General features: G+C 64.1%; 20 protein-coding genes and 1 pseudogene. 12 read left to right on the forward strand and 9 right to left on the reverse strand.

All coding sequences use genetic code 11. The features are described from left to right. The first annotated feature begins 70 nt into the window (after positions 1–70). From AC1DW2_RS16990 to AC1DW2_RS17010, 5 genes and pseudogenes are all read left to right on the forward strand, one after another. Positions 71–1,072 (forward strand): DctP family TRAP transporter solute-binding subunit, encoded by a 1,002-nt coding sequence (locus tag AC1DW2_RS16990; RefSeq protein WP_477006663.1) that lies wholly within the window; start codon positions 71–73, stop codon positions 1,070–1,072. Positions 1,073–1,332: 260 nt separating this feature from the next. Further along, positions 1,333–1,680, forward strand: a pseudogene (locus AC1DW2_RS16995) (TRAP transporter small permease); the annotation flags it as partial. Positions 1,681–1,917: 237 nt separating this feature from the next. After that, positions 1,918–3,201 carry a TRAP transporter large permease gene (locus AC1DW2_RS17000; protein ID WP_063986578.1) on the forward strand — a complete coding sequence of 428 codons (1,284 nt, stop codon included), beginning with the start codon at positions 1,918–1,920 and terminating at the stop codon, positions 3,199–3,201. Positions 3,202–3,319: 118 nt separating this feature from the next. Next, entirely contained in the window at positions 3,320–4,477 is a 1,158-nt protein-coding gene (locus AC1DW2_RS17005) for a diguanylate cyclase domain-containing protein (protein ID WP_477006664.1), read from the forward strand. Between the two features lie 247 nt (positions 4,478–4,724). Then, positions 4,725–6,647, forward strand: coding sequence for an alkyl/aryl-sulfatase (locus AC1DW2_RS17010; protein WP_477006665.1), 1,923 nt, complete (start codon positions 4,725–4,727; stop codon positions 6,645–6,647). Between the two features lie 179 nt (positions 6,648–6,826). On the opposite strand, the gene AC1DW2_RS17015 is transcribed toward AC1DW2_RS17010, so the two are convergent. Further along, positions 6,827–7,897: a glycosyltransferase family 4 protein gene (locus tag AC1DW2_RS17015; RefSeq protein WP_085404468.1), complete on the reverse strand. Its 1,071-nt coding sequence runs from the start codon at positions 7,895–7,897 to the stop codon at positions 6,827–6,829. Positions 7,898–8,169: 272 nt separating this feature from the next. Between AC1DW2_RS17015 and AC1DW2_RS17020 the strand changes: the two genes are divergently transcribed. From AC1DW2_RS17020 to AC1DW2_RS17035, 4 genes are read left to right on the forward strand one after another with little or no spacing between them, the layout of a single operon-like run. Further along, on the forward strand, positions 8,170–9,933 hold the full coding sequence (locus AC1DW2_RS17020; RefSeq protein WP_028150105.1) for an ABC transporter ATP-binding protein: 1,764 nt from the start codon (positions 8,170–8,172) through the stop codon (positions 9,931–9,933). 59 nt (positions 9,934–9,992) lie between these two features. Then, positions 9,993–12,197: an amylo-alpha-1,6-glucosidase gene (locus AC1DW2_RS17025; protein WP_477006666.1), complete on the forward strand. Its 2,205-nt coding sequence runs from the start codon at positions 9,993–9,995 to the stop codon at positions 12,195–12,197. A gap of 22 nt (positions 12,198–12,219) precedes the next feature. Then, complete coding sequence (locus AC1DW2_RS17030) at positions 12,220–12,753, forward strand: PRC-barrel domain-containing protein (RefSeq protein ID WP_477006667.1); 534 nt, start codon at positions 12,220–12,222, stop codon at positions 12,751–12,753. Between the two features lie 23 nt (positions 12,754–12,776). Beyond that, the gene (locus AC1DW2_RS17035) at positions 12,777–14,090 is read left to right on the forward strand and encodes an MFS transporter (protein ID WP_477006668.1); all 1,314 of its coding nucleotides are present in this window, start codon (positions 12,777–12,779) and stop codon (positions 14,088–14,090) included. A 42-nt stretch (positions 14,091–14,132) separates the two neighbouring features. Here AC1DW2_RS17035 and AC1DW2_RS17040 read toward each other — a convergent pair whose 3' ends face one another. The 4 genes from AC1DW2_RS17040 to fixL all read right to left on the reverse strand — a co-directional run bounded on the left by AC1DW2_RS17040 (position 14,133) and on the right by fixL (position 17,539). After that, the gene (locus AC1DW2_RS17040) at positions 14,133–14,831 is read right to left on the reverse strand and encodes a helix-turn-helix domain-containing protein (protein WP_477006669.1); all 699 of its coding nucleotides are present in this window, start codon (positions 14,829–14,831) and stop codon (positions 14,133–14,135) included. A 103-nt stretch (positions 14,832–14,934) separates the two neighbouring features. Next, complete coding sequence (locus AC1DW2_RS17045) at positions 14,935–15,357, reverse strand: response regulator (RefSeq protein WP_477006670.1); 423 nt, start codon at positions 15,355–15,357, stop codon at positions 14,935–14,937. 43 nt (positions 15,358–15,400) lie between these two features. Further along, on the reverse strand, positions 15,401–16,018 hold the full coding sequence (gene fixJ / locus AC1DW2_RS17050; RefSeq protein WP_477006671.1) for a response regulator FixJ: 618 nt from the start codon (positions 16,016–16,018) through the stop codon (positions 15,401–15,403). A 3-nt stretch (positions 16,019–16,021) separates the two neighbouring features. Beyond that, positions 16,022–17,539: a sensor protein FixL gene (gene fixL / locus AC1DW2_RS17055; protein WP_248881899.1), complete on the reverse strand. Its 1,518-nt coding sequence runs from the start codon at positions 17,537–17,539 to the stop codon at positions 16,022–16,024. A gap of 206 nt (positions 17,540–17,745) precedes the next feature. On the opposite strand from fixL, the gene AC1DW2_RS17060 reads away from it, so the two are divergent. The 3 genes from AC1DW2_RS17060 to AC1DW2_RS17070 all read left to right on the forward strand — a co-directional run bounded on the left by AC1DW2_RS17060 (position 17,746) and on the right by AC1DW2_RS17070 (position 19,711). After that, positions 17,746–18,579 carry a universal stress protein gene (locus AC1DW2_RS17060; protein ID WP_477006672.1) on the forward strand — a complete coding sequence of 278 codons (834 nt, stop codon included), beginning with the start codon at positions 17,746–17,748 and terminating at the stop codon, positions 18,577–18,579. 37 nt (positions 18,580–18,616) lie between these two features. Further along, positions 18,617–19,042, forward strand: coding sequence for a CBS domain-containing protein (locus AC1DW2_RS17065; RefSeq protein WP_477006673.1), 426 nt, complete (start codon positions 18,617–18,619; stop codon positions 19,040–19,042). 375 nt (positions 19,043–19,417) lie between these two features. Further along, on the forward strand, positions 19,418–19,711 hold the full coding sequence (locus AC1DW2_RS17070; RefSeq protein ID WP_477006674.1) for a hypothetical protein: 294 nt from the start codon (positions 19,418–19,420) through the stop codon (positions 19,709–19,711). 112 nt (positions 19,712–19,823) lie between these two features. Here AC1DW2_RS17070 and AC1DW2_RS17075 read toward each other — a convergent pair whose 3' ends face one another. From AC1DW2_RS17075 to tcmP, 4 genes are all read right to left on the reverse strand, one after another. Continuing rightward, positions 19,824–20,240, reverse strand: a complete 417-nt coding sequence (locus AC1DW2_RS17075; protein WP_477006675.1) for a hypothetical protein — start codon at positions 20,238–20,240, stop codon at positions 19,824–19,826. 97 nt (positions 20,241–20,337) lie between these two features. Next, the gene (locus tag AC1DW2_RS17080; RefSeq protein ID WP_477006676.1) at positions 20,338–20,766 is read right to left on the reverse strand and encodes a hypothetical protein; all 429 of its coding nucleotides are present in this window, start codon (positions 20,764–20,766) and stop codon (positions 20,338–20,340) included. Positions 20,767–20,781: 15 nt separating this feature from the next. Next, the gene (locus tag AC1DW2_RS17085) at positions 20,782–21,534 is read right to left on the reverse strand and encodes a DUF5131 family protein (protein ID WP_477006677.1); all 753 of its coding nucleotides are present in this window, start codon (positions 21,532–21,534) and stop codon (positions 20,782–20,784) included. After that, positions 21,534–22,376 carry a three-Cys-motif partner protein TcmP gene (tcmP, locus tag AC1DW2_RS17090; protein ID WP_477006678.1) on the reverse strand — a complete coding sequence of 281 codons (843 nt, stop codon included), beginning with the start codon at positions 22,374–22,376 and terminating at the stop codon, positions 21,534–21,536. Before tcmP ends, AC1DW2_RS17085 begins: the two co-directional genes overlap by 1 nt. Positions 22,377–22,476: the final 100 nt, after the last annotated feature.

The following is a 22,476-nucleotide window of genomic DNA, read 5'->3' on the forward strand; positions in this document are numbered from 1 at the left end:
ACTACTGGGCTGCAAACCGGGCTGCAAAACAAAAAGAACCCGGTTTTAGAGGTTGTTGGGAGGTTACTTCATGCGCAAGCTGCTTCTTGCGGTCGCCGCCGCAGCTATTCTTGTGACCCCAGCGGTGGCACAGGCCCAGAGCCCGATCGTCATCAAGTTCAGCCACGTCGTCGCCAACGACACCCCGAAGGGCAAGGGCGCGCTGAAGTTCAAGGAACTCGCCGAGAAGTACACCGACGGCAAGGTCAAGATCGAAGTCTATCCGAACTCCTCGCTCTACAAGGACAAGGAGGAGATCGAGGCGCTTCAGCTCGGTTCGGTGCAGATGCTGGCGCCTTCGACCGCGAAATTCGCGCCGCTCGGCATCAAGGAATTCGAGGCGCTCGATCTGCCCTGGCTGTTCAAGGACGACGAAACCTATTCCAACGCGATGAAGGGCACGATCGGCAAGTGGTTGTTCCAGAAGCTCGAAGCCAAGGGCATCACGGGGCTCGCCTATTGGGACAACGGTTTCCACATGGTGTCGTCGAACCGCGCGTTGATGAAGCCTGAGGATTTCAAGGGCCTGAAATTCCGCATCTCCGGATCGAAGATCGCCGACCAGTATTTCCGCCTGATGGGCTCGATCCCGCAGATCATGGCGTTCTCCGAAGTCTACCAGGCGCTGCAAACCGGCGTGGTCGACGGCTGCGAGAACACCGCGTCGAACTACCTGACCCAGAAGTTCTACGAGGTGCAGAAGGACATCACAGTGTCCTATCACGCGCATCTGCAATATGCGGTCATCGTCAACTCGAAATTCTGGTCCAGCCTGCCGCCCGACATCCGCACCCAGGTCGAGAAGGCGATGGTGGATGCAACCGAGTACACCAACCAGATCGCGCACCAGGAGAACGAGGACGCGCTGGCCGAGATCAAGAAGGCGGGCAAGACCAAGCTGCATTATCTGACTGACGCCGACCGCAAGGCGTGGCAGGAAGCAATGCGGCCGACTTATACATGGGCAAAGGGTCGGGTCGGGCAGGAGGTGCTCGATCTCGTCGCCAAGGAACTCGACGTCAAGATGAACTGACGCGTTTTCCGCAAGGACAATACGAACGGTCGGGAGTGTGCGCACTTCCGGCCGTTTCGCATCGATAGGGGGACTTTGATTTGCTTCGCGTGCTCAATCAGGCGCTCAACCATCTCGAAGAATGGCTGATCGCGACGCTCATCGCGGCTGCAACCGGCTTGATCTTCATCGCCGTGGTGCACCGTTACGGCGCAGGCGAATCGATCGTCCTCTCCAGATGGGCGGCTGCGCACGGGATGAGCTGGCTCGCGACGCTGTCGATGGCGGTGTTCACCTTCCTGTCCGAACTCGACCTGTCTTGGGCGCAGGAACTCTGCATCTACATGTTCATTTGGATGGCGAAGTTCGGCGCGGCCTATGGCGTGCGCACCGGCATCCATGTCGGCGTCGACCTGCTCGTCAACCGCCTGCCCGAACATTCGCGCAAGCACGTGATCCTGTTCTCGCTGCTGTGCGGCGCGCTGTTCACGGGCATGATCGCGGCCTTCGGCGCCTCCTTCGTCGCCGAGATGTTCAAGACCGGCCAGCAGTCCAATGACCTGGAAGCGCCGATGTGGTTCGTCTATCTGGCGATCCCGCTCGGCTCGGGCCTGATGTGCTTCCGCTTCCTCCAGGTCTCGTGGTCCTACTACTGGACCGGCCATCTGCCGCATCACGACGAGAGCCATGTCGAGGGCGTGGAGGCCGACGTCTCGCCGGCGCTGCATCCGCAGCCCGCCGGCGCGGCGACCAGGGCGGCCGCGCGAAAAGTGTCGCCGCTCGGCGTCATCCTGATCATGGCGCCGATCCTGATCTTCGCGATGTGTCTCGCCGAGAAGTTTGGCGTGGTGGTGCTGCCGCACTGGATGCGTGCCGCGACCGTGTTCGCGCTGCTGATCGCGCTGATGCTGACCGGCATCCCGGTCTCGATCGCGCTTGGCCTCACCGTGATGACGTTCCTGTTCACGCTGACCACGGTGCCGATCGAAGCGGTCTCGATGAAGCTCTTCACCGGCATCGAGGGGTTCGAGATCATGGCGATCCCGTTTTTCATCCTCGCCGGCAATTTCCTCACCCATGGTGGCGTCGCGCGCCGCATGATCAATTTCGCGACCTCGCTGATCGGCCACTGGCACGGCGGCCTCGGCCTCGCCGGCATCGTCGCCTGCGCGATGTTCGCGCTGGTGTGCGGCTCGAGCGTCGCGACCGTCGCCGCGATCGGCGCCATCGTGCTGCCGGAGATGGTGCGGCACGGCTATCCCATGCATTTCGGCGCCGGCATCATCACCGTTGCCGGCTCGCTCGGCATCCTGATGCTGCCCTCGATTCCGAAGATCGTCTATGCGGTCTCCACCAATACCTCGATCGGCGCGCTGTTCGTCGCGGGCCTGCTGCCGGGCATCATGCTGACGACGATGCTCTGCATCGTCACCTGGTGGCTCGCACGCAAGCGCGACTATCCACGCCTGCCGAAGGCGAGCTGGGGCGAGACCGTCCGCACCTTCCGCGAGAGCATCTGGGGATTGATGCTGGTCGTCATCATCATCGGCGGCATCTACAGCGGCCTGTTCACGGCCACCGAGGCGGCTGCGATGGCTGCGGTCTACTCCTTTATCATCGCGGTGTTCGTCTACAAGGCGATCAAGATCGTGGACGTGCCGCGGGTGTTGCTGCGCGCCGCCAACACCAGCGCGATGCTGCTCTACATCGTCACCAACGCGGTGCTGTTCTCCTTCGTGCTCTCCAACGAGAACCTGCCGGCGACCTTGGCCGACTGGATCGCGGCGCAGAACCTCGGCTGGGTCGGCTTCCTCTTGGTCGTCAACATCCTCCTGCTGCTCGCCGGCAATTTCATGGAGCCGAACTCGATCATCCTGATCATGGCGCCGATCCTGGCGCCGGCGGCCAAGAAGCTCGGCATCGACCTCGTGCATTTCGGCATCGTGATGGACGTCAACATGGAGGTCGGCCTCTGCCATCCGCCTGTCGGGTTAAATCTCTATGTCGCCTCGATGATAGCGCGCATGCGAATAACCGAGCTCGCGGTCGCCGTGTTGCCGTGGCTCATCACCATGCTCGGCTTCCTCGTCATCGTGACCTACTGGCCCGATTTGACGCTGTGGCTGCCGAGGGTGCTGGGGATGCACTAGCCGATCTCGACCAGACATGGCTAACGCGCGGTAAACCCGTCCGCTCAAATGCCATCGCAGCGCTGGGAACCCATTTTTACGGGTCTGCGGTAGAAGAATGCCAGCGGATGGGGCTGGCATGTTCTTCAACAGAATGGAATCCGGACGGGCGTCGATTTCGGACGCCGTCTATATGGAAGTCATCACGGGCCTTCACGGCACGACGATGCCCACCATTCTTGCGGCCGCCTGCCAGGCGATGGTCGGCGCGATCACGACCTATGAGACCGGCGACATCGTGACGGCTGGCCTGACGGTTGTCGGCGTCGTGGTGGCTGTCATCCGTCTGTTCGAGATCTTCGCCTTCCGTCGCCGCCTCGCATGTCCGCCGCAGCTCGGTCGGGCCGAGGCCGCGCGCTGGGAGCGGCGCTATGTTGCCGGCACCGTTGCAACGGCGTCCGTGCTCGGCGTTTTTGCCGCGCGCAGCATCGTGCTGGGTGACGCGCTCTGTTCCGTGATGGCGATCGGCATCGGCTTCGGCTTTGGCGCCGGCGTGGTGGCGCGGCTGGCGCTGCGTCCCGTCGCGGCGCTGCTCGATCTCGTCGCGATCGCCGCGCCTGCCGCGATCGTGACCTTCATGCAACCTGATCTGCGTCACGTCGGGCTCGGGCTCCTCATCCTGATGTATGTGGTCGCGAGCTTCGAGATGGTGCGGCTGAGCTTCAACGCCTCGATCAACCAGATCACGCTCAAGCGGCAGTTCGAGCAGCTGTCGCGCCTGGACCCGATGACCGGCGTGTCCAATCGTTCGGTGCTGGCCACGGACCTGCCGCAGATGCTGGCGGCCGGGATGATTGCCGTCCATACGCTCGATCTCGACCGCTTCAAGGAGGCGAACGACCGGTTCGGGCATCCCGTCGGTGACGCACTGCTGAAGCAGGTCGCCGGGCGGCTCAAGGCGCTTGCCGCGCAGGTTGACCTCGTGGTCCGGATGGGCGGCGACGAGTTCGTCCTGGTGCAGCGTGCGGCGGCTGATGCGGAAGCGATGGCACAGCGCATCGTGCAGTCGATCAGCATGCCCTACGATATCGACGGACAAATGATCGAGCTCGGCGTCAGCGTCGGCGTTGCCGTCGCGCCGGACGACGGGCGCACCGCGGAGGCGCTGTTGTCGCGCTCCGACAAGGCACTCTATCGGGCCAAGCAGGAACGCGGCGGCTATGTGCTGGCGCGGGATTTGCGGATGGCGGATAAGATCATTGCGTCAAGCCAGCCGATTGAAGGCGTGGCCGCATAGACGGTGGACCCTCTCCCCTTGTGGGAGAGGGTGGCTTCGCGAAGCGAAGCCGGGTGAGGGGTCTCTATCCCCACGAACGATCGCGCGAGCGGAGAGAACCCCTCATCCGGCGCTTCGCGCCACCTTCTCCCACAAGGGGAGAAGGGAAGAAGCAGCAGCGCACGTATCGTCTCCCTTGCCCACGCCAGCGATAGCAATCACCCGCGAGATGCGGTTAGATGCTCGCACAGGCCGGGAGGAAACAAGAATGACCAGCAACGAGCCGAAGGACGCAACGCCGTCCGTGATCGCGCAGCAAGCGGCGATGCTGAATGCGCTGCCGTTTTCCGACACGCGGGATTTCGACGATGCCGCGCGCGGCTTCCTTGGTACGATCGAGAATGCGGAGATCGCCAACCCGCAGGGGCGGACGGTGTGGAGCCTGAAGCCCTATGGCTTCCTCTCCAGCGAGACGGCGCCGCCGACCGTCAATCCGAGCTTGTGGCGACAGGCGCGGCTCAACATGCATCACGGCCTGTTCGAGGTGGTGCCCGGGGTCTACCAGGTGCGCGGGCTCGACATCGCCAACATGACGCTGATCGAGGGCGACAGCGGTGTCATCGTCGTGGACACGCTGACGTCGATCGAGGGCGCACGTGCCGCGCTCGATCTCTATTACAGGCATCGTGGCCAGAAGCCGGTGGCCGCCGTCATTTTCACCCACACCCATACCGACCATTGGGGCGGCGCGCGCGGCGTGCTGGAGGAGGACGCGCTGGCAACCGGCGCCGTGCCGATCATCGCGCCGAACCTGTTCATGGAGCATGCCGTCTCCGAGAACATCATCGCGGGGCCGGCGATGCTGCGGCGGGCACAATACCAGTTCGGGCCGTTCCTCGCCAAAGGCGTGCGGGGGCAGGTCGACAACGGGCTCGGCAAGTCGATGGCGGCGGGCGCCGTGGCGCTGCTGCGTCCGACCGACCTGATCATGGCGACCGGCGACACGCGCGTGATCGACGGCGTCGAATTCGAATTCCAGATGGCGCCGAACAGCGAAGCGCCGGCGGAGATGCACTTCTTCATCCCGCGCTACAAGCTGCTGAACCTCGCCGAGAACTGCACGCACAATTTCCACAATCTGCTGCCGTTCCGCGGTGCCGATGTGCGCGATGCACTGGCATGGTCGAAGTACCTCAACGAGGCCTTGCGGCTCTGGGACGGCAAGGCGGAGGCGATGTGCGGCCAGCATCACTGGCCGATGTGGGGGCGCGAGCGCATCGGCACGATGATCCGGCAGCAGCGCGATCTCTACAAGTTCGCGCATGACCAGACCATCCGCCTGATGAACCACGGCCTCACCGCAGCCGAGATCGCCGAGACGATCCAGTTGCCGAAGAGCCTGGAGGGCGCCTGGCACGGCCGCGGTTATTACGGCCATATCCGGCATAACGTGAAGGCGATCTACCAGAAGTATCTCGGCTGGTACGATGCCAACCCGGTCAATCTCGATCCGCTGCCGCCGGTGGAATCCGGCAAGAAGTATGTCGAGTACATGGGCGGCGCCGAGGCCATCCTCGCGCGCGCACGCAAGGACTTCGACAAAGGCGAGTTTCGCTTTGTCGCGCAGGCGCTCGGCCATCTCGTCTTCGCGGAGCCGGAGAATGAAGCGGCGCGTGCGTTGCTCGCGGATACGCTCGAGCAGCTCGGTTATGCCGCCGAGAGCTCGACCTGGCGCAACGCCTATCTGTTCGGCGCGCAGGAACTGCGTCAGGGCATGCCCAAGACCCCGCCGCGTCCGCCGATGCCGCGCGAGACGCTGGCGGCGCTACGCACCGAGCAGCTCTGGGACGTGCTCGGCATTCGGCTAAACGGCCCGAAGGCCGAGGGCAAGCACATCGTGCTGAACTGGAGCTTTTCCGATACCGGCGAGATCTTTGCGCTCAATTTGGAGAATTGCGCGCTGACTTATACGGAGGGCGTGCAGGCGGAAGGCGCGGACGCCAGTTTCACGCTCGCGCGCGCAACGCTCGATGAAGTCATCGCGAAACTGACGAGCTTTCCGGAAGCGGTCGCCGCCGGCAAGATCAAACTCAAGGGCAACCCGATGCGGCTTGCCGAGCTGATGGGCCTGATGGACGAATTCCCGCGGATGTTCGAGATCGTCGAGCCGAAGCGGGCGGTGGTGAGTTAGGGCACCGCCGCCGCCACGTTCTCGCTGGCATCGCCCTCCGCACTCTCGCTGTCATCGCCCGGCTTGACCGGGCGATCCAGTATTCCAGAGACCGCAGTGCTTGAGCCGAGAAGCCGCGGAGTACTGGATGCCCCGGTCAAGCCGGGGCATGACAGTGTGTCGTGAGGTGAAAGCGGCTCTTACTCCGCGCTGCTGACCAGCTTGATCCGCGGCGCCTGCGCTTCCGTCAGGCTGCGATAGGCCGCGAGATAATCCAGCGCCATCCGCCGCGCCGTGAAGCGCTTCTCGAACTGCTTGCGGATGGCCGCGCGATCGAGTTGCGGCAGGCGTTTGACGACGCCGGCGGCGCTGATGATGTCCTCGACCACGAAGCCGGTGAGGCCCTCGTCGATGATCTCGGGCACCGAGCCGCGGTTGAAGGCGACGACCGGCGTGCCGCAGGCCATCGCTTCGATCATCACGAGGCCAAACGGCTCCGGCCAGTCGATCGGCAGCAGGAGGCCGAGCGCGCCGCTCAGGAAGTCGGATTTCTCGTGGTCACCGATCTCGCCGATGAAGTCGACCAGCGGATTGTTCTGGATCATCGGCTTGATCAGCTCGTCGTAATAGTCTTGGTCGGCGCGATCGACCTTGGCCGCGATCTTCAGCGGGATGCCGCAATGCATCGCGATCTTGATGGCGCGGTCGACGCCCTTCTCGGGCGCGATGCGGCCGAGCACGGCGAGATATTCCTGCTTCGCCGGCTTCGGCGTCAGCAAGTTCTCCGGCAGGCCGTGGTGGATCGTCGTCACCCAGTTCGCCTGCGGCACCGGCCTGCGCTGCGCGTTCGAGATCGAGATGACAGGCATTTTCGAGAAGGTGTTGAACACGGGCTGATGCTCCGGCAGGTCGAGCCGGCCGTGCAGCGTGGTCACGAACGGGGTCGGCTGCCGGTGGAACAGGGACCACGGATAGTAATCGAGATGGAAGTGGAGGAAGTCGAACTCCTCGTCGTCACATTTCTGCCGCACGCGCTCCAGGAGCACCATATGCAGCGCGTTGGGATCACGCACGGAACCGTCGAGGCGAAGCGCCCGCGGCCAAAGTGCGTCCAGCTTCGCCGACGTCTGCGAGTCACCGCTGGCGAACAGCGTGACATCGTGTCCAAGGGCAACCAACTCCTCCGTCAACCAGTGCACCACCCGCTCGGTGCCGCCATACAGCTTGGGTGGAACAGCCTCAGTCAACGGAGCTACCTGCGCGATGCGCATCTCGCCATCTCCTCTGTGATCATGGAAGTAAAACCCCCGCCGTGTCTCGGCACCGGCATGCCAGACGAGGGAACGTTCTCGCAATTGCGAAGTTCCTTCAACGAACGTTACTTCTTCGACACACTTCAGTCGGCCGCGATGCTGCCATCTCCTCTTCTCACATCGTCCGCATCCGCATGTCGTGATGGCCCGGCCCGGGAACCGAGGCGAAGCGGTCGATGTTCAATCGGCTAATAGAAAAATCGAAATCAATACGACGGGGTCGCAGTCACATGGATCATCTTTCTGGTTACGCGCGCAGGCCATTTGCCTTTGTCTTGCGCTATCTGCGACGACGGCCGGCATCGCATCTCGTGATCCTGACCGCTGTCGTTGCAGCCGTTGCCTGTTCCGTGGGCACGCAGTACGGCGTCAAATCCCTGGTCGACAGCCTGTCCGCGGGAACTTCGCACGGTGGCAGCGTATGGCTGGCATTCATTTTACTCATGTCGCTGATCGCGGCGGATAATTTCCTGTGGCGGATCGCGAGCTGGACCGCGAGCTTCACCTTCGTTCGTGTCACGGGCGATTTACGCCGTGACATATTTCGTCATCTGACGGGACACGCGCCGAGCTATTTCTCGGATCGCATGCCGGGCATGCTGACGAGCCGTATCACCGCGACCTCAAACGCGGTGTTCACGGTCGAGAACATGTTCGTCTGGAATGTGTTGCCGCCGTGCATTGCCACAATTGCGGCCATCGGTCTGATTGGAACCGTCAGTCCCTATATGGCACTCGGCCTGATCGTGGTCGCGGGCGGTATGGTGATAGCGATGTTCCATCTGGCCGCGGCCGGCAAGCCGCTGCATGACGACTTTGCCGACAAGGCCGCTGTCGTCGACGGCGAGATGATCGACGTCATCAGCAACATGCCGCTGGTCCGCGCCTTCTGCGGCATCGGCCATGAGCACGAGCGGTTCGACGCGACGGTGAACCGGGAACTGACCGCGCGCGGCCGTAGCCTGCGTTATCTGGAAAAGCTGCGGCTCACGCATGCCGGCGTGACGGTCGTCCTGACGGTGGCGCTGATGGCCTGGGCGATCACGCTCTGGCAGCAGGGCGAGGCAACCACCGGCGATGTCGTGCTGGTCTGTACGCTCGGCCTCTCCATCCTCAATGCGACGCGCGACCTCGCGGTGGCGCTGGTCGATGTCACCCAGCACGTCGCGCGCCTGACCGAGGCGATCGCGACCTTGCTCGTGCCGCATGAACTGCGCGATCATCCCGAGGCCGAGCCGCTGATGAAGAGCGGCGCCGCGATCGCGTACAACAATGTCACCTTCGGCTATCCCGGCGGCGAAAAAATCTTTGAACGGTTCAGCCTGCGGCTTCAGCCCGGCCAGCGCGTCGGCCTGGTCGGCCAGTCGGGCGGAGGGAAATCGACCCTGTTCACGTTGCTGCAGCGGTTCTACGATGTCGATGAAGGCAGCGTGACCGTCGATGGCCAGGATATTTCCAAGGTGACCCAGCTGAGCCTGCGTGAGGCCATTTCGGTCGTGCCGCAGGATATCTCGCTGTTCCACCGCTCCATCCGCGAGAACATCCGCTACGGCCGTCCGAACGCGACCGACGACGAGGTGCTGCGCGCGGCGATCGCGGCGCGCTGCGATTTCATCGACAGCCTGCCGGAAGGTCTCGACACCATGGTCGGCGACCGCGGCGTGAAAATGTCCGGCGGCCAGCGCCAGCGCATCGCGATCGCGCGGGCCTTCCTGAAGGACGCGCCGATCCTGCTGCTGGACGAGGCCACCGCCGCGCTCGACAGCGAATCCGAGGAGGCGATCCGCGAGGCGCTGTCGCGCTTGATGCGCGGCCGCACCGTGATCGCGATCGCGCACCGGCTGGCGACGCTGCGCAATTTCGATCGCGTCCTGGTGCTGAAGAATGGCAAGATCATCGAGGACGGCGCGCCCGACCGCCTGATGCAGGGCCACGGCCCCTACCGTGAGCTGGTGACGCAGGAGATGAGCCGGCTGGCGAAGTTCGCCGCGTAAGTCCAACAGTTGCGTTTGCGTTGGTCGCGTTCGAAAAACTGGCCGCAGGGGAGCAGCTCATGGCAGCCGAAGCCGTAACCCAGATCATCTCGGTAACGCAGACGGAGGAGGCCGTCGCGGAGCAGGCGTTCTACATTCCGATGACGGGGCCCGCCGCGCGGCCCCGTCGGTCGCTCAAGCACGACGACACCTTCATCGTGCTGGACAGCCATGGCGACATCGGCGCTTCCGCCGGCGGGCCGGACGGCCTGTTCAACTGCGACACGCGCTATCTGGCGCGGCTGGAGCTCGTGCTCGACGATCTCCAGCCGCTGCTGCTCGGCTCGAATCTTCGCGATGACAATTCKGCCCTGACCGTCGATCTCACCAATCCCGATATCTATCGGCAGGGCCGCATCGTGCTGCAGAAAGACCTGCTGCACATCGTGCGCACGATCTTCCTGTGGCGCGGCACGGCCTATCAGCGCATCGGCGTGCAGAACCATGGCGACCGTCGCGCCAGCCCGGAGCTGACGCTGCTGTTCGACAGCGACTTTGCCGATCTGTTCGAGGTGCGCGGCGAGCGGCGCCCGCACCGCGGGACCGGCACCAGCAAGTTGCTCGGGCCGACCGACGTGCTGTTCCACTATCGCGGGCTTGACGATGTCGTGCGTACCACCGGCCTGCATTTCGACCCGCGTCCGACGCGGCTGTCGGTGAATGCCGCGACCTGGCAGCTCGACCTGGACCCGCACCAGTCGAAATCCCTGTTCGTGGCGGTGTCCTGCAACCGGCCGATCGCGGAGAAGCCCGCGCGCTTTTTCAGGGGTCTGCTCGCCCATCGCCGCGAGATGCGCCAGTCGACGACGGGCATGGCCAGCATCGAGACGTCGAACAACATCTTCAACGAGGTGCTGTGCCAGGCCATGGCCGACCTCAACATGCTGATGACGGAGACGCCGCAGGGGCGTTACCCCTATGCCGGCATTCCCTGGTACTCGACGACGTTCGGCCGCGACGGCCTGATCACCGCGCTTCAGATGCTGTGGATCGATCCGCGGGTCGCGAAGGGCGTGCTGCGGCGGCTCGCGCATTTTCAGGCAGAGACGGTCGATCCGCTGAACGATGCGGCGCCCGGAAAAATCCTGCACGAGATGCGTGGCGGCGAGATGGCTGCGCTCCGCGAGGTGCCGTTCGCGCAATATTACGGCAGCGTGGATTCGACCGCCTTGTTCGTGCTGCTCGCCGGAAGCTATTTTGAGCGCACCGGCGACGAAAAGACCCTGACTGAGCTGTGGCCGGCGATCGAGGCGGGGCTGGCCTGGATCGACGGCCCGGGCGACCCCGACAGGGACGGCTTCGTCGAATACCAGCGCGCCACCGAAAAGGGCCTCGCCAACCAGGGCTGGAAGGACTCGTATGACGCGATCTTCCATGCCGATGGCCAGCTCGCGGAAGGCAATCTCGCGCTTGCCGAGGTGCAGGGTTACGTCTTTGCCGCCAAACAACTCGCCGCACGTTGCGCGTTGCGGCTCGGCAAGCCGGACCTCGCCAGAAAGCTCGAGACCGAGGCCAAGGCGCTGGCCGAGCGGTTCGAGAAAGCATTCTGGTGCGAGGAGCTCGGTACCTATGCGCTCGCGCTCGACGGCAGGAAACGACCTTGCAAGGTGCGGACATCCAATGCCGGGCAGGTGCTGTTCAGCGGCATGATCCGCGAGGACCGCGCACGTCTTGTCGCCGCCGATCTGATGGCGCCGCACTTCTTCTCGGGCTGGGGCATCCGCACGGTCGCGCAAGGCGAGGTGCGCTACAACCCGATGTCCTATCATGACGGCTCGATCTGGCCGCACGACAATGCGCTGATCGCGCTCGGGCTCGCGCGCTACGGGCTCAAGCATTCGGTCGCGCATGTCTTCAAGGGTTTGTTCGACGCGGCGACCTACATGGACCTGCGGCGGCTGCCCGAATTGTTTTGCGGCTTCCGGCGCGAGAAGCGGCGCGGCCCGACGCTCTATCCGGTCGCCTGCGCGCCGCAGGCCTGGGCCAGCGCGACGCCATTCACGCTGCTGGAGGCAGCGCTCGGCATCGAGTTCGACGTGGCGCGCGGCGAGATTCGCCTGCGCAATCCGCATCTGCCGGCGTTCCTGAACGAGGTGATCCTGCGCGATCTGCGATTGGGCAATTCCAGCGTGGATCTGCGCGTCAGTCGTCACGGCGACGACGTCGCGCTGGAGGTCTTGCGCACGCGCGGCCAGATCCAGGTCTCGATCGTGCTGGCGCGCTAGCGGCGCCTGCGAGGAGGGTTTTATGCGTACCGCCGGATGGTTGGTTCTGAGCGCGGCGATCGTCGCGGGATTGACGGTCGCCGCATCGCGTGCCGCGGAGGAACCGCCCGCGGGCCCAACGACGCCCCCCAGCGAAGCGAACGCGCCGGCCGCGGTGCACCCGCCGACCTCCACCGTGCCGGTCACGCCGAAGGACGCCGCGCCGCCGCCGTCCGTGACCATCATCGGTGCGAGCGACGCCCATGGCGTGCTCGGCCGTGACGTGCGCAGCGCAGCCGACGAGGATATGGGCCGCATTGTCGACATCATCGTCGACCGCACCGGCCATGTGCGCGCCGCCGTGATCGATTTCGGCGGCTTCCTCGGCGTCGGCAGCCGCAAGATCGTGGTGGACTGGAACGCGATGCGGTTCGGCAAGATTGCCAACAAGAAGGACAGCATCACACTGGAATTGACCAAGGCGCAGGTCGCAGCCGCGCCGGAATACAAGGAAGACACGCCGATGGTGGTGCTCGGCGCGTCCGGCAGCCTGCAGCCGCTGCAAGCGATTCAGTGAGGCGCGGGGAGGGATGGCCGCCGGTGCTGTTGTCGAGGACGCCGAACCACGCAGATCGCGATAGCCGCGTTGAACGGTACGACGTTGCCGCGCCGCCGCCTGCGGGCCTTCCGGCGCCGTCGCGCCAGAGCCTGCGCGGCCTCGACTGGTTCATCTTCTTCCTCGCCGACGTTCAGACCGGGTTCGGTCCCTTCATCGCGGTCTACCTCACGACGCAGAAATGGACTCAGGTCGAGATCGGCCTCGTGCTGTCGATCGGTGGCATCGTCGCGCTGATCGGACAGATGCCCGGTGGCGCGATCATCGATGCCGCGAAGTCCGAGCGGCTGGTCGCAGGCCTTGCGATCGCGACCATCGGCTTCTGTGCGCTCGCCTATGCGGCGATGCCGATCTTCCCCGTGGTGGTTGCTGCGGCCACGCTGCATGCGGCGGCGAGCTGCGTGCTGGGGCCGGCGATCGCGGCGATCAGCCTCGGCCTGGTCGGTCCGCTTGCGATCGGCGAGCGGCTCGGCCGCAATGCGCGCTTTGCGTCCCTCGGCAACGGCGTCGCCGCCGCCGTGATGGGCACGGCCGGCTATCTGCTGTCGAGCCGCTCGGTGTTCCTGGTCACCTTCCTGCTCGCGATTCCGACCCTGATCGCGCTGTCGCGCATCCGCGAGGAGGAAGTCGACATCGCGCGCTGTCACGGCGAGATGCCGCGCGAGGCGCCGGTTCCAGGCGACACCAATCTCTGGCACCTGATCCGGCAACGCCCGCTCATCGTCTTCGCGCTGAGCGTGCTGCTGCTGCAATTGGCGAACGCCGCGATGATGCCGCTGATGGCGAGCGCGGTGACGGCGCGGTCGAGCCAGTGGGCGACGGTGCTCGTCGCCTTCTGCATCGTGGTGCCGCAGGCGATCGTGGCGCTGCTGTCGCCGACGGTCGGGCGCAAGGCGCAGCTCTGGGGCCGGCGCCCGCTGCTGCTGATCGGATTCGCTGCGCTGACGATCCGGGGCCTTCTGTTTGCGACCGTGCGCGATCCCTATCTGCTGGTCGCGGTGCAGGTGTTCGACGGCATCACGGCGGCGGTGTTCGCGGTGATGATCCCGCTGATCGTGGCCGACGTCGCCTTCGGCAGCGGCCATTTCAATCTGGCGCAGGGCATCGTCGGGACCGCGACCGGCATCGGGGCGTCCTTGAGCACGGCGCTTGGCGGCTATGTCAGCGACAAGTTCGGCAATGCCACCGCCTTCATCGGGCTGTCCGGCGTCGCCGCGACCGGGCTTTTGCTGATCCTCTTTGTGATGCCGGAAACCCGGCGCACCGGCATGATCGCGCCGAAAAAAATGGCCGGCTGAACGAATTCAGCCGGCCAAAGCGGGTGGGGAGGAAGACAGAAATCAGGCGTCGAGATTGTGCAGGCGCTGGCGGTTGCGCAGAACGATCTGGCGGGCGCCGGAAAATCCCAAAATGCCCTGGGCGTGAAGCTGCGACAGCGCGCGCGACACGGTCTCCAGCGTGAGTCCGAGATAGTCGCCGATGTCGCGGCGGCACATCGGCAGTGCCATCATGCCGGCTACCGCAAGGCGGCGGTCCATCTCGAGCAGGAAGGTTGCGACGCGCTCCATCGCGGTCTTGCGTCCGAGCAGCAGCATGTGGTCTTCGGCGTGACGTAGCTCGCCGGCGGTCATGGCCCAGAGCTTGCGGGCGACCTGCACGTCGGTGCCGGCGGCCTTCTCCAGGCTCGCGCGCTTCACCAGGCGCACGGTCGTATCGATGATGGCTTCAGCGGCGAGGCGGTGGCTGGGACCGGATTCAAGGCCGAACACGTCACCGGGAAGATGGAAGGAGCCGATCTGGCGGCGGCCGTCGGAGAGCAGCTTGTAGCTGCGCACCGCGCCGGTGATGACCTGGTAGACATATTCGGCCGGCTCGTCCTCGCCGTAGATCTCCTCGTCCTTGCGGTGGGAGAACTCCGTGGCGACGAGGCCGACATGGCCGGCGATCGCGCCGAACTGGTCGGAGACGGGATGGGCTGGAGCAATCTTGCCACGAACTTGCGTGTTGATCGCCTGGGTGTTGAGCGTCTCGGTCAGCATCTGCGCCATCTCCGTTGTGATGACGCTTTGGTACGCGGGTTCGGGTGCCTCGAAAATTTCGCGAGATATCTTAAGGGGGTCTACCTACGTAGAACCCCGTAGGTCAGTTGCCGCGGCCGTCCTGGATGGCGTGGCGGATGGACTTGACCAGGGTTTCGTCGAGAAGCGGCTTCAAAATCACGTCCTTGACGCCTGCGGCGGCCGCCCGGGCCGAGATATTCCCATCGGGATAGCCGGTGATCAGGATCACGGGCGTGCCCTCGTCGGACTGGCGCAACCGGCCGGCCAGCTCGATGCCGTTGATGTCGGGCATCTTGTAGTCGATCACGTAGCAGTCCGCCCCCTGCGCACCACTGGCATTCAGCAGCGCCGTCGCGTTCCTGAAGGTCCGCACGGCAAAGCCGTCGGTTTCCAGCAGGAATTGCAGGGATCCCAGCACAGCGGCATCATCGTCGACCACGTAGACGGTGGGCTTTGCGGATGACGTCACTGGAAGCCGCTGATGGTGTGAGCCGATCTCGATCATCCCATCTGGCTAGCACGGCCCKGGAGAATGATTTTGACCTGCCTCAATCCTTCAACATCCCGGCGCGCATCGCCAGGCGGACCAGCTCGGAGAGGCTGTTGGCCTGCATCTTGGTCATGACGTTGGCCCGGTAGACCTCGATGGTGCGGGGGCTGATGTCGTATTCACGGGCGATCAGCTTGTTGGAGAGGCCCGCGATCAGCCCTTCCATGACCTGGCGCTCGCGCGGGCTGAGGGAGGCTACGCGGGCGGCGATGTCCTGCGAGATCGCCTCGTTCTTCGCCGCCGGCTCGGCCTGGCGGATCGCCGTCTCGATCATGGTGGTGAGGCGGTCGTCCTCGAACGGCTTCTCGAGAAAGTCGACCGCCCCCAACTTCATCGCCTCGACCGCGAGCGGCACGTCGCCATGGCCGGTCATGATCAGGATCGGGAACGGGCTTTGCTGCGCCTTCATCCGCTTCAACAGCTCGATCCCGTCGATGCCAGGCATGCGCACGTCGGAGACGACGYAGCCGAACGCGAGGCCGGGCAGGACATCGAGGAAGGCTTGCGCATCGTCAAACAGGGTGACGCCGAAGCCGGAGGAATCCAGCAGGAAGTTCAGCGAGTCCCGCATCGCCTCGTCGTCATCGATGACGTAGACATGTCCCTTGGTCGTCATGGATCAATTCTCATCGGCTGCCGGGAGAGTGAAGCGGAATGTCGCGCCGCCTGATGGGTTGCTCTCGGCCCACATGCGTCCGCCGTGAGCCTCGATGATCGAGCGGCTGATGGACAGTCCCACGCCCATGCCGGTTTCCTTGGTGGTGAAGAAGGTCTGGAACAGGTTGGGAATGACGTCGCCCTGGAAGCCGGAGCCGGTGTCGGACACCTCGACCTCGATCATGTCGTCACCGACGCGCGTGTTGGCGACGACGAGCTCGCGCTGCGGCGACTGCGCCATCGCTTCCAGCGCGTTGCGGAACAGATTGACCAGCACCTGCTGGATCTGAACGCGGTCGGCGAGCACGAGATCGGCGTCGGGATCGAGGCTGAAGCGGAGCTGCACGTTCTGCTCGCGCGCGCCGGCAAGTCCGAGCGCGCCGGCCTCCTCGATCAGCTTGGACAGGCTCTCGACCCGCTTCTCGGACTCGCCGCGGGAGACGAAGTCGCGCAGGCGGCGGATGATCTGGCCGGCGCGCAAGGCCTGCTCCGCGGCGCGATCCATCGCACTTTCGATCTTCGGCGTGTTGGGGTCGGTGCTGCCGGCCAGCAGCCGCCGCGATCCCTTCATGTAATTGCTGATCGCCGCCAGAGGCTGGTTGATCTCGTGGGCCAGCGCCGAGGCCATCTCGCCCATCGCGGTCAGCCGCGACACGTGGACGAGCTCGGACTGCAATTCCTGGAGCCGCGCCTGGGTCTGCTGGTGCTCGGTGAGGTCGCGGACGAAGCCGGTGAAATAGGGCTCGCCTCCGGACTGCATCTCGCCGATCGACAGGTGCATCGGAAAGGTCGTGCCGTCGCGGCGCTTGCCGGTCACGATGCGGCCGATGCCGATGATGTGCGGATCGTTCGTGCTGCGATAGCGCGCGATGTAGCTGTCGTGGCGGGTGCGGTCGGGCTCCGGCATCAGGATGCTGACGTTCTGGCCGATCGCCTCCTGCTCGGACCAGCCGAACAGGCGCTCGGCGGCGGTGCTGAACAGTTGCATGATGCCGCGACCGTCGATGACGATCATGGCGTCGGGAATGGTGTGAAGGATCGAGCGAAGGTGGGTCTCACGCGTGCGCAGGGCTTCCTCGACCTGCTTCTCCTCGTCGATATCGAGGAAGATGCCGCTGAGATGGCGCGCGACGCCGGATTCGTCTCGAATCAAGCCGGCGCGGGCCCTGATCCATTTGCCTCGGCCGGAGTTGCCGGAAATCCTGAAGGAGACGTCGAAGCCGCCGCCATGCTCGGAGACCTGCTTGATCGCGTTCTCGACGCGCGCGCGGTCGCCGGGCTCGAGACGCGACAGGAAGAGGTCGTAGCTCGCCGGCTGGCCCCGCTCGATACCGAGCAGCATCCTCGCGGTTTCCGACCACTCCAGCTCGCGCGTCGTGAGGTCGAGATCCCAGGTGCCGACGCCGAATCCCTCGATCCGGACCCGGAAATGCTCGCCGCGACTGTCGTCTGGCGGATGCGTTACGCGGGTCGGCGACAATCGATGACTCCCATCTTCGCGCGGCGGGCGTGGTGCCGCGAACATGACCGCAATTTCGCCCATGGACCGGCCCGAGGCAAGTTCGGATGTCTGATTCCATTGGCGGATTTCCCGCAAGGTCGCGCCCGGCGATTTGATCTACCTCATCCTGCCCCGTCACGGCGAGGCTAGATTTCGCGCCAGTTCACAGCTGTGCGGAGAATCTCATGACTTACGCGACCGTGATGGTCAGCCTGGCGCTCGATCAGTCCAACGAGGCGCGCCTTCAGGTCGCGGGCGAACTCGCCGAGCGATTCGAGGCGGCCATTATCGGGGTTGCCGCAGGGCAGTTCGCGCCGCCGCTCTATTTCACCGACGGCGCCGAGGCCCAGAGCCTTATCGATCAGGAGGAAGCCTCGATCAGGAAGCGCCTCGCCGATCTGGAGGCGCAATTCCGCGCCGCCACCAAGGCGCGCGACGGCCGCGTGGAGTGGCGCGGCGCCATGGATTTTCCGGCGCGATTCGTGCTGGCGCAGGCACGATGTGCCGACATCATCGTCAGCGGCGGCCACAGCCCGGCCTTCTCCGACGCGTTCGCGCTTGCAAGTCCCAAGGACCTGGTGATGCAGGCCGGCCGCCCGCTTCTCGTCGTTCCCGATAAGGTCAACTGGCTCGACCTGCGCAGCGTGCTGGTGGCGTGGAAGGACACGCCGGAGGCGCGGCGCGCGGTAGCGGATGCGCTGCCGATGCTGCGCAAGGCGAGGGACGTCACCATCGTCGAAATCCCGGAGCGCGACGACGACCGTTCGGCGGTGATGGCCGGCGTCACCGACGTTGCCGCCTGGCTCGCCCGTCACGGCGTCACCGCGAGCGCACGCGTCTCGGGGGCCGTGCGGAACGCAACCGCTGCCGCGCAGTTGGAGCAGGTCGCCGGCGACCTCGGGGCCGGCGTGATCGTGGCGGGCGCTTATGGTCATTCGCGCTTTCGCGAGCTGATCCTCGGCGGCGTCACCGAATATCTGGTCACCCAATCCGCCCGCAGCGTGCTGCTGTCGCACTGACGGCCGGTCGGCCAAAACGAAAATCGGAGGACGCGCTGTGTACAAATTTCTTGAAGAGATCGTCGACAGCTACATGACGCGCAACGTCACGACGGTGCGGCGCGACCACGACCTGCTTGCGCTCAGCGAGATGTTCGAGCGTGATGATTTCAACTCCTATCCGGTCGAGGACGACGGGCAGGTGGTCGGGATCGTCACCAAGTTCGACATCCTGAAGTGCTTCGCGTTCTCGCCGAGCCAGATGCTGCCGCACTATCGCGACCTGATGAGCCGCAGGATCGGCGACGTCATGACGCCCGAGTTCATCTATGTCAGCCCCGACACGCGGCTGACGCGCGTGCTCCAGATCATGGTCGAGCACCGCATCAGGAGCATCATCGTGCTCGACGGCGCCGAGAAGCTGGTCGGAATCATCGCGCGTGAGGACGTGATCAAGGCGCTCAAGGCGACGGCGCAAGAGTGACTCCTTCCTTCTCCCTTGTGGGAACCGGATGGGCGGAAATTTGCTAATGATTATAAGGGTGTTGGCCCTATGCGTCCCCCGTTGTGTCCTGATCCGCCGGACCCTCTGGGAAGGCCGCTGAATGCGCCCGAACTCCGGGCCGCTTCTGGTAGCACAGGCATCGGGAAAACTCATGGGGCGGGCGCTGCGGCCCTGCGCGCGCCTGTCCTGTGGCCGGGCGCTGGCCGCGCGCTGTAGCCCGTCCTAAATGGCTCGCCGATGGCGCCTGCGCTCCCGGTGTCGCTCCTGAGAAAGGGCGGCGCTCCTCCTTTTTGGCTTGTCGCGTCGCCTGTGTAGAACACGCGGTTGCGCTTGGGTTCATCGCCGTGCGCGCGCATGATTGAGGGATCGCGCGGAGCGCTGGGGGTGCCGATGGCTGGACAAGATAGCAAGCGGGTCGATGAGATTTATAGGAAGCTGACGACCGGACGCAGTTCGCGCCCCGGCGAGTGGAGCATTGAGCGCCACGCCTTCGCGCAAAAGATCGCCCACGTCGAGGAAGCCTGCCGGTCGGTGCTGGAGGCGATCCGCAAGCTCGATGAGGCGAAGTTCGATGCTGACCTTGGGCAGATCGAGCGAGACCTTCGGCGGGAATTCAAGTTTTTGGGTACGCTGGAGGGCTACGATTGATAGGGCTCTTTGCCCGTCGCCAGCCGCTGCCCTTTGCGATGGAGCGGCGCGCGCCGCTCCGTTGCGCGACCGCGTGGTGAAACCGCGAACCGTTGCCAGTGCTGTGCTTGGATCAGGCTTTGCTTCGTTGAACTGACATCGTTTTTGTTAGGTGACTGCGCGAGACAGCGTATTGTTTCATGCCAGTCGACGCCAAAATGGCTTCCAGAATAGTGATAAGCTTGTCCGTCGTTTTGTCGGAAAGAAAGTTGTCGAAGGCGGCTATAACAGTTTTACTGTCGGAAAAGACGTAGGGGATGCGCGCCATTGCTCGATTGAAATCTCGCACATCCACATCTGATGCCGAGTATGCCTCGACCAACACGTATCGACTGGCCATCAACTCCTGCAGCAAATCAATCTTTTGCTTCCTGCGTTCAATGCGCTCGATGTTAAGATAGCCATGAGCGTATGCAAAGACTGCCGCGAGCCCACCAATTCCGCCGCTGATCAAACTGCCGATGATCGTTATTACCTGATCGGTTGTCATGATTTGTGTTTCCCCCAAACGCCAACAATACCGGTACCGCAGGTTGCATGCGCACTTTTGCGGGGCCGCCCGGACGCCCTTTTGCCCGGTCGCTAAATTACTTCAATGAGCGGTACTCGCACCAAGGGCCGGGCTCTTTTGCCCAGCAATCTCCGCGAGGTGTCCCCGGTCCCCCATACTGAGCTTTCATGTAGTTTTCGATAGCTGACTGCTCAGTCCCGGCGGCGAACCTAAAAGTCCTGCTGTCCGGCCCCTTCACGAGTATTTCGTCGGGATAGCTCTTGGCTCCGTCCGTTGGAGGAGCAGGCAAAATTCCGAGGGGCGTCGCCATCGCGGTGTTGTTCACGTGCGCGCCGTCATGCTGGTAGCTCGACCAAGCCCACGCGATTGCGCCTAAACCCAATCCCCCGAAGATCAGCAGGCCAAATCCCCAGCCGAGTATCTTTCGCGTGCCCTGCCTGCCAAACAACAACACAAGTGCGCAGATCAGCGCGAGAACACCAACCGAGATGCCCAAAAATTCCATGAAGTCAGCCCGCCCTCAGAAGCGTATCTCGACGCGAGGCATCTCATCGAACGTGCGCCCGCGATAGTGCCTGCCGGTGCTCTTTTTGCGAACGCCGCCCCACTGCTTGAAGAAGAACGCCGTCCCTGCCTTGCGACATGCGGCTTCGATCTCCACGACCCACTGCTCAGCCATCGGACGCGCGCGCGGCCCGCTTTCGCCGCCGACGATGGCCCACTGGATGTCGCTCAGATCGGCCCGAGCCACCGATCCGAGCAAGGGCTCGAACGAAACGAACCTGACGGCAGCATCGACCTTCCGCAGATCGTCAATGCGTCCGAGATAGTCGGCGCTTTCGACGCTGGTCCCGAGCCACACGTTTGGCAGCCGGGGCAACGATGCGGTGATCTTCGCCATCCGATCCGGTCGCTTCGTCAGGATTTGATAGGTGTGCTGCGGAGTTGCCTGCATTGCACGCCAGACGGCGGCAACGAACTGCGCAGGCACAGCGTCGTGAAACAGGTCCGACATCGAGTTGACGAAAATCCGGCGCGGCTTCTTCCAGCTTGCCGGGATGCTCAGCGCCTCGCGATCAAGCCTGATCTTGCCTGTCCACACCGCGCGCCTGCCGCTCTTGCGGGTGAGCCCGCGATATTTCTTCATGCCCATCGCGTCCAGCCGCGCCGCCATCCGCATCGCATAGCAGTTCGTGCAGCCGGGCGAGATGACCGTGCAGCCCGCGACGGGGTTCCACGTCGCGTCGGTCCATTCGATTGAGGTGTCAGCCATCACAGTCCCTCGAAAAGCGATCCTTGTCGGCTCAGGTTCTGTACGTCATTCCACAGCTTTTGTCCGAGCGGATTTGAACTCAGAAACACGAGCCAATAGAGGCGCTGGTTCTTCTCGCCAACGATCAGCGGTATGCCCGTCGCGGGATGTGTCCCCAGCGCGCGGATGGACTTGAGCCAGTACTCGACAAATGACGCCCGCAGAGCAGCCGTTGATTGGTTCACGTCCACTGCATCACGCCATCCTGGCGCGAAAATGTCGAGCGTTCCGCCGACGCGCGAATGTTTGTCGAGATTGCGCTGCAAATCCTGCAAGCTGAAATGGATGATCATGTCCATGCGCCGCACCCGCAGCATTCTCTCGATGATCGAGAACGGCAGTTGCGCGAGGTTGAAGGGATCAAGAAAGGCAAGGTGCAGGCCGTAGGGGTTGATTGCGTCCATGATCTGATCGACAACGACGCTTGCCTCGCCGACGTAGCTGGTCGCCGATCCGCCAAGGGCCGTGATGCGCTGCGCAAGCGCGGCTGAGTTCTGCGCCTCCAGATCAGAGAGGTACAGCGCGGAAAAGGGATGACCGCTCGCACGACCAGCGTTGAAGGCCACCACGGCACTGCCGTCGATGATCTCACTTGTGCCCGTGATGAGTGACCGGCCAGCGCCCGAGTACAACTCGATGTAGCTCGCCCCGCCGGTCCCCTTGGGTGGCAAGAACCGCGCGCGTGCGCCGTGCGACGCTTGGATATATCTGCGCAATCGCTCGTGCTTCTCGGTCGCCCACGAACCGACCTCGCCGACGATCAGACCGTCGTCGGGATCGAATTTCACTGTCTTTTTGGCCATGGATCAGCTCCCCAAGGGAAGCACTACCACACCGCCGCAGGTTGAGGGTTAACGCGAAGGCACTTTCTCGCTGATTGTGCCAGTCGCCCGCGTCCCTATC

The organism is Bradyrhizobium sp. P3_C3 (assembly GCF_056402655.1).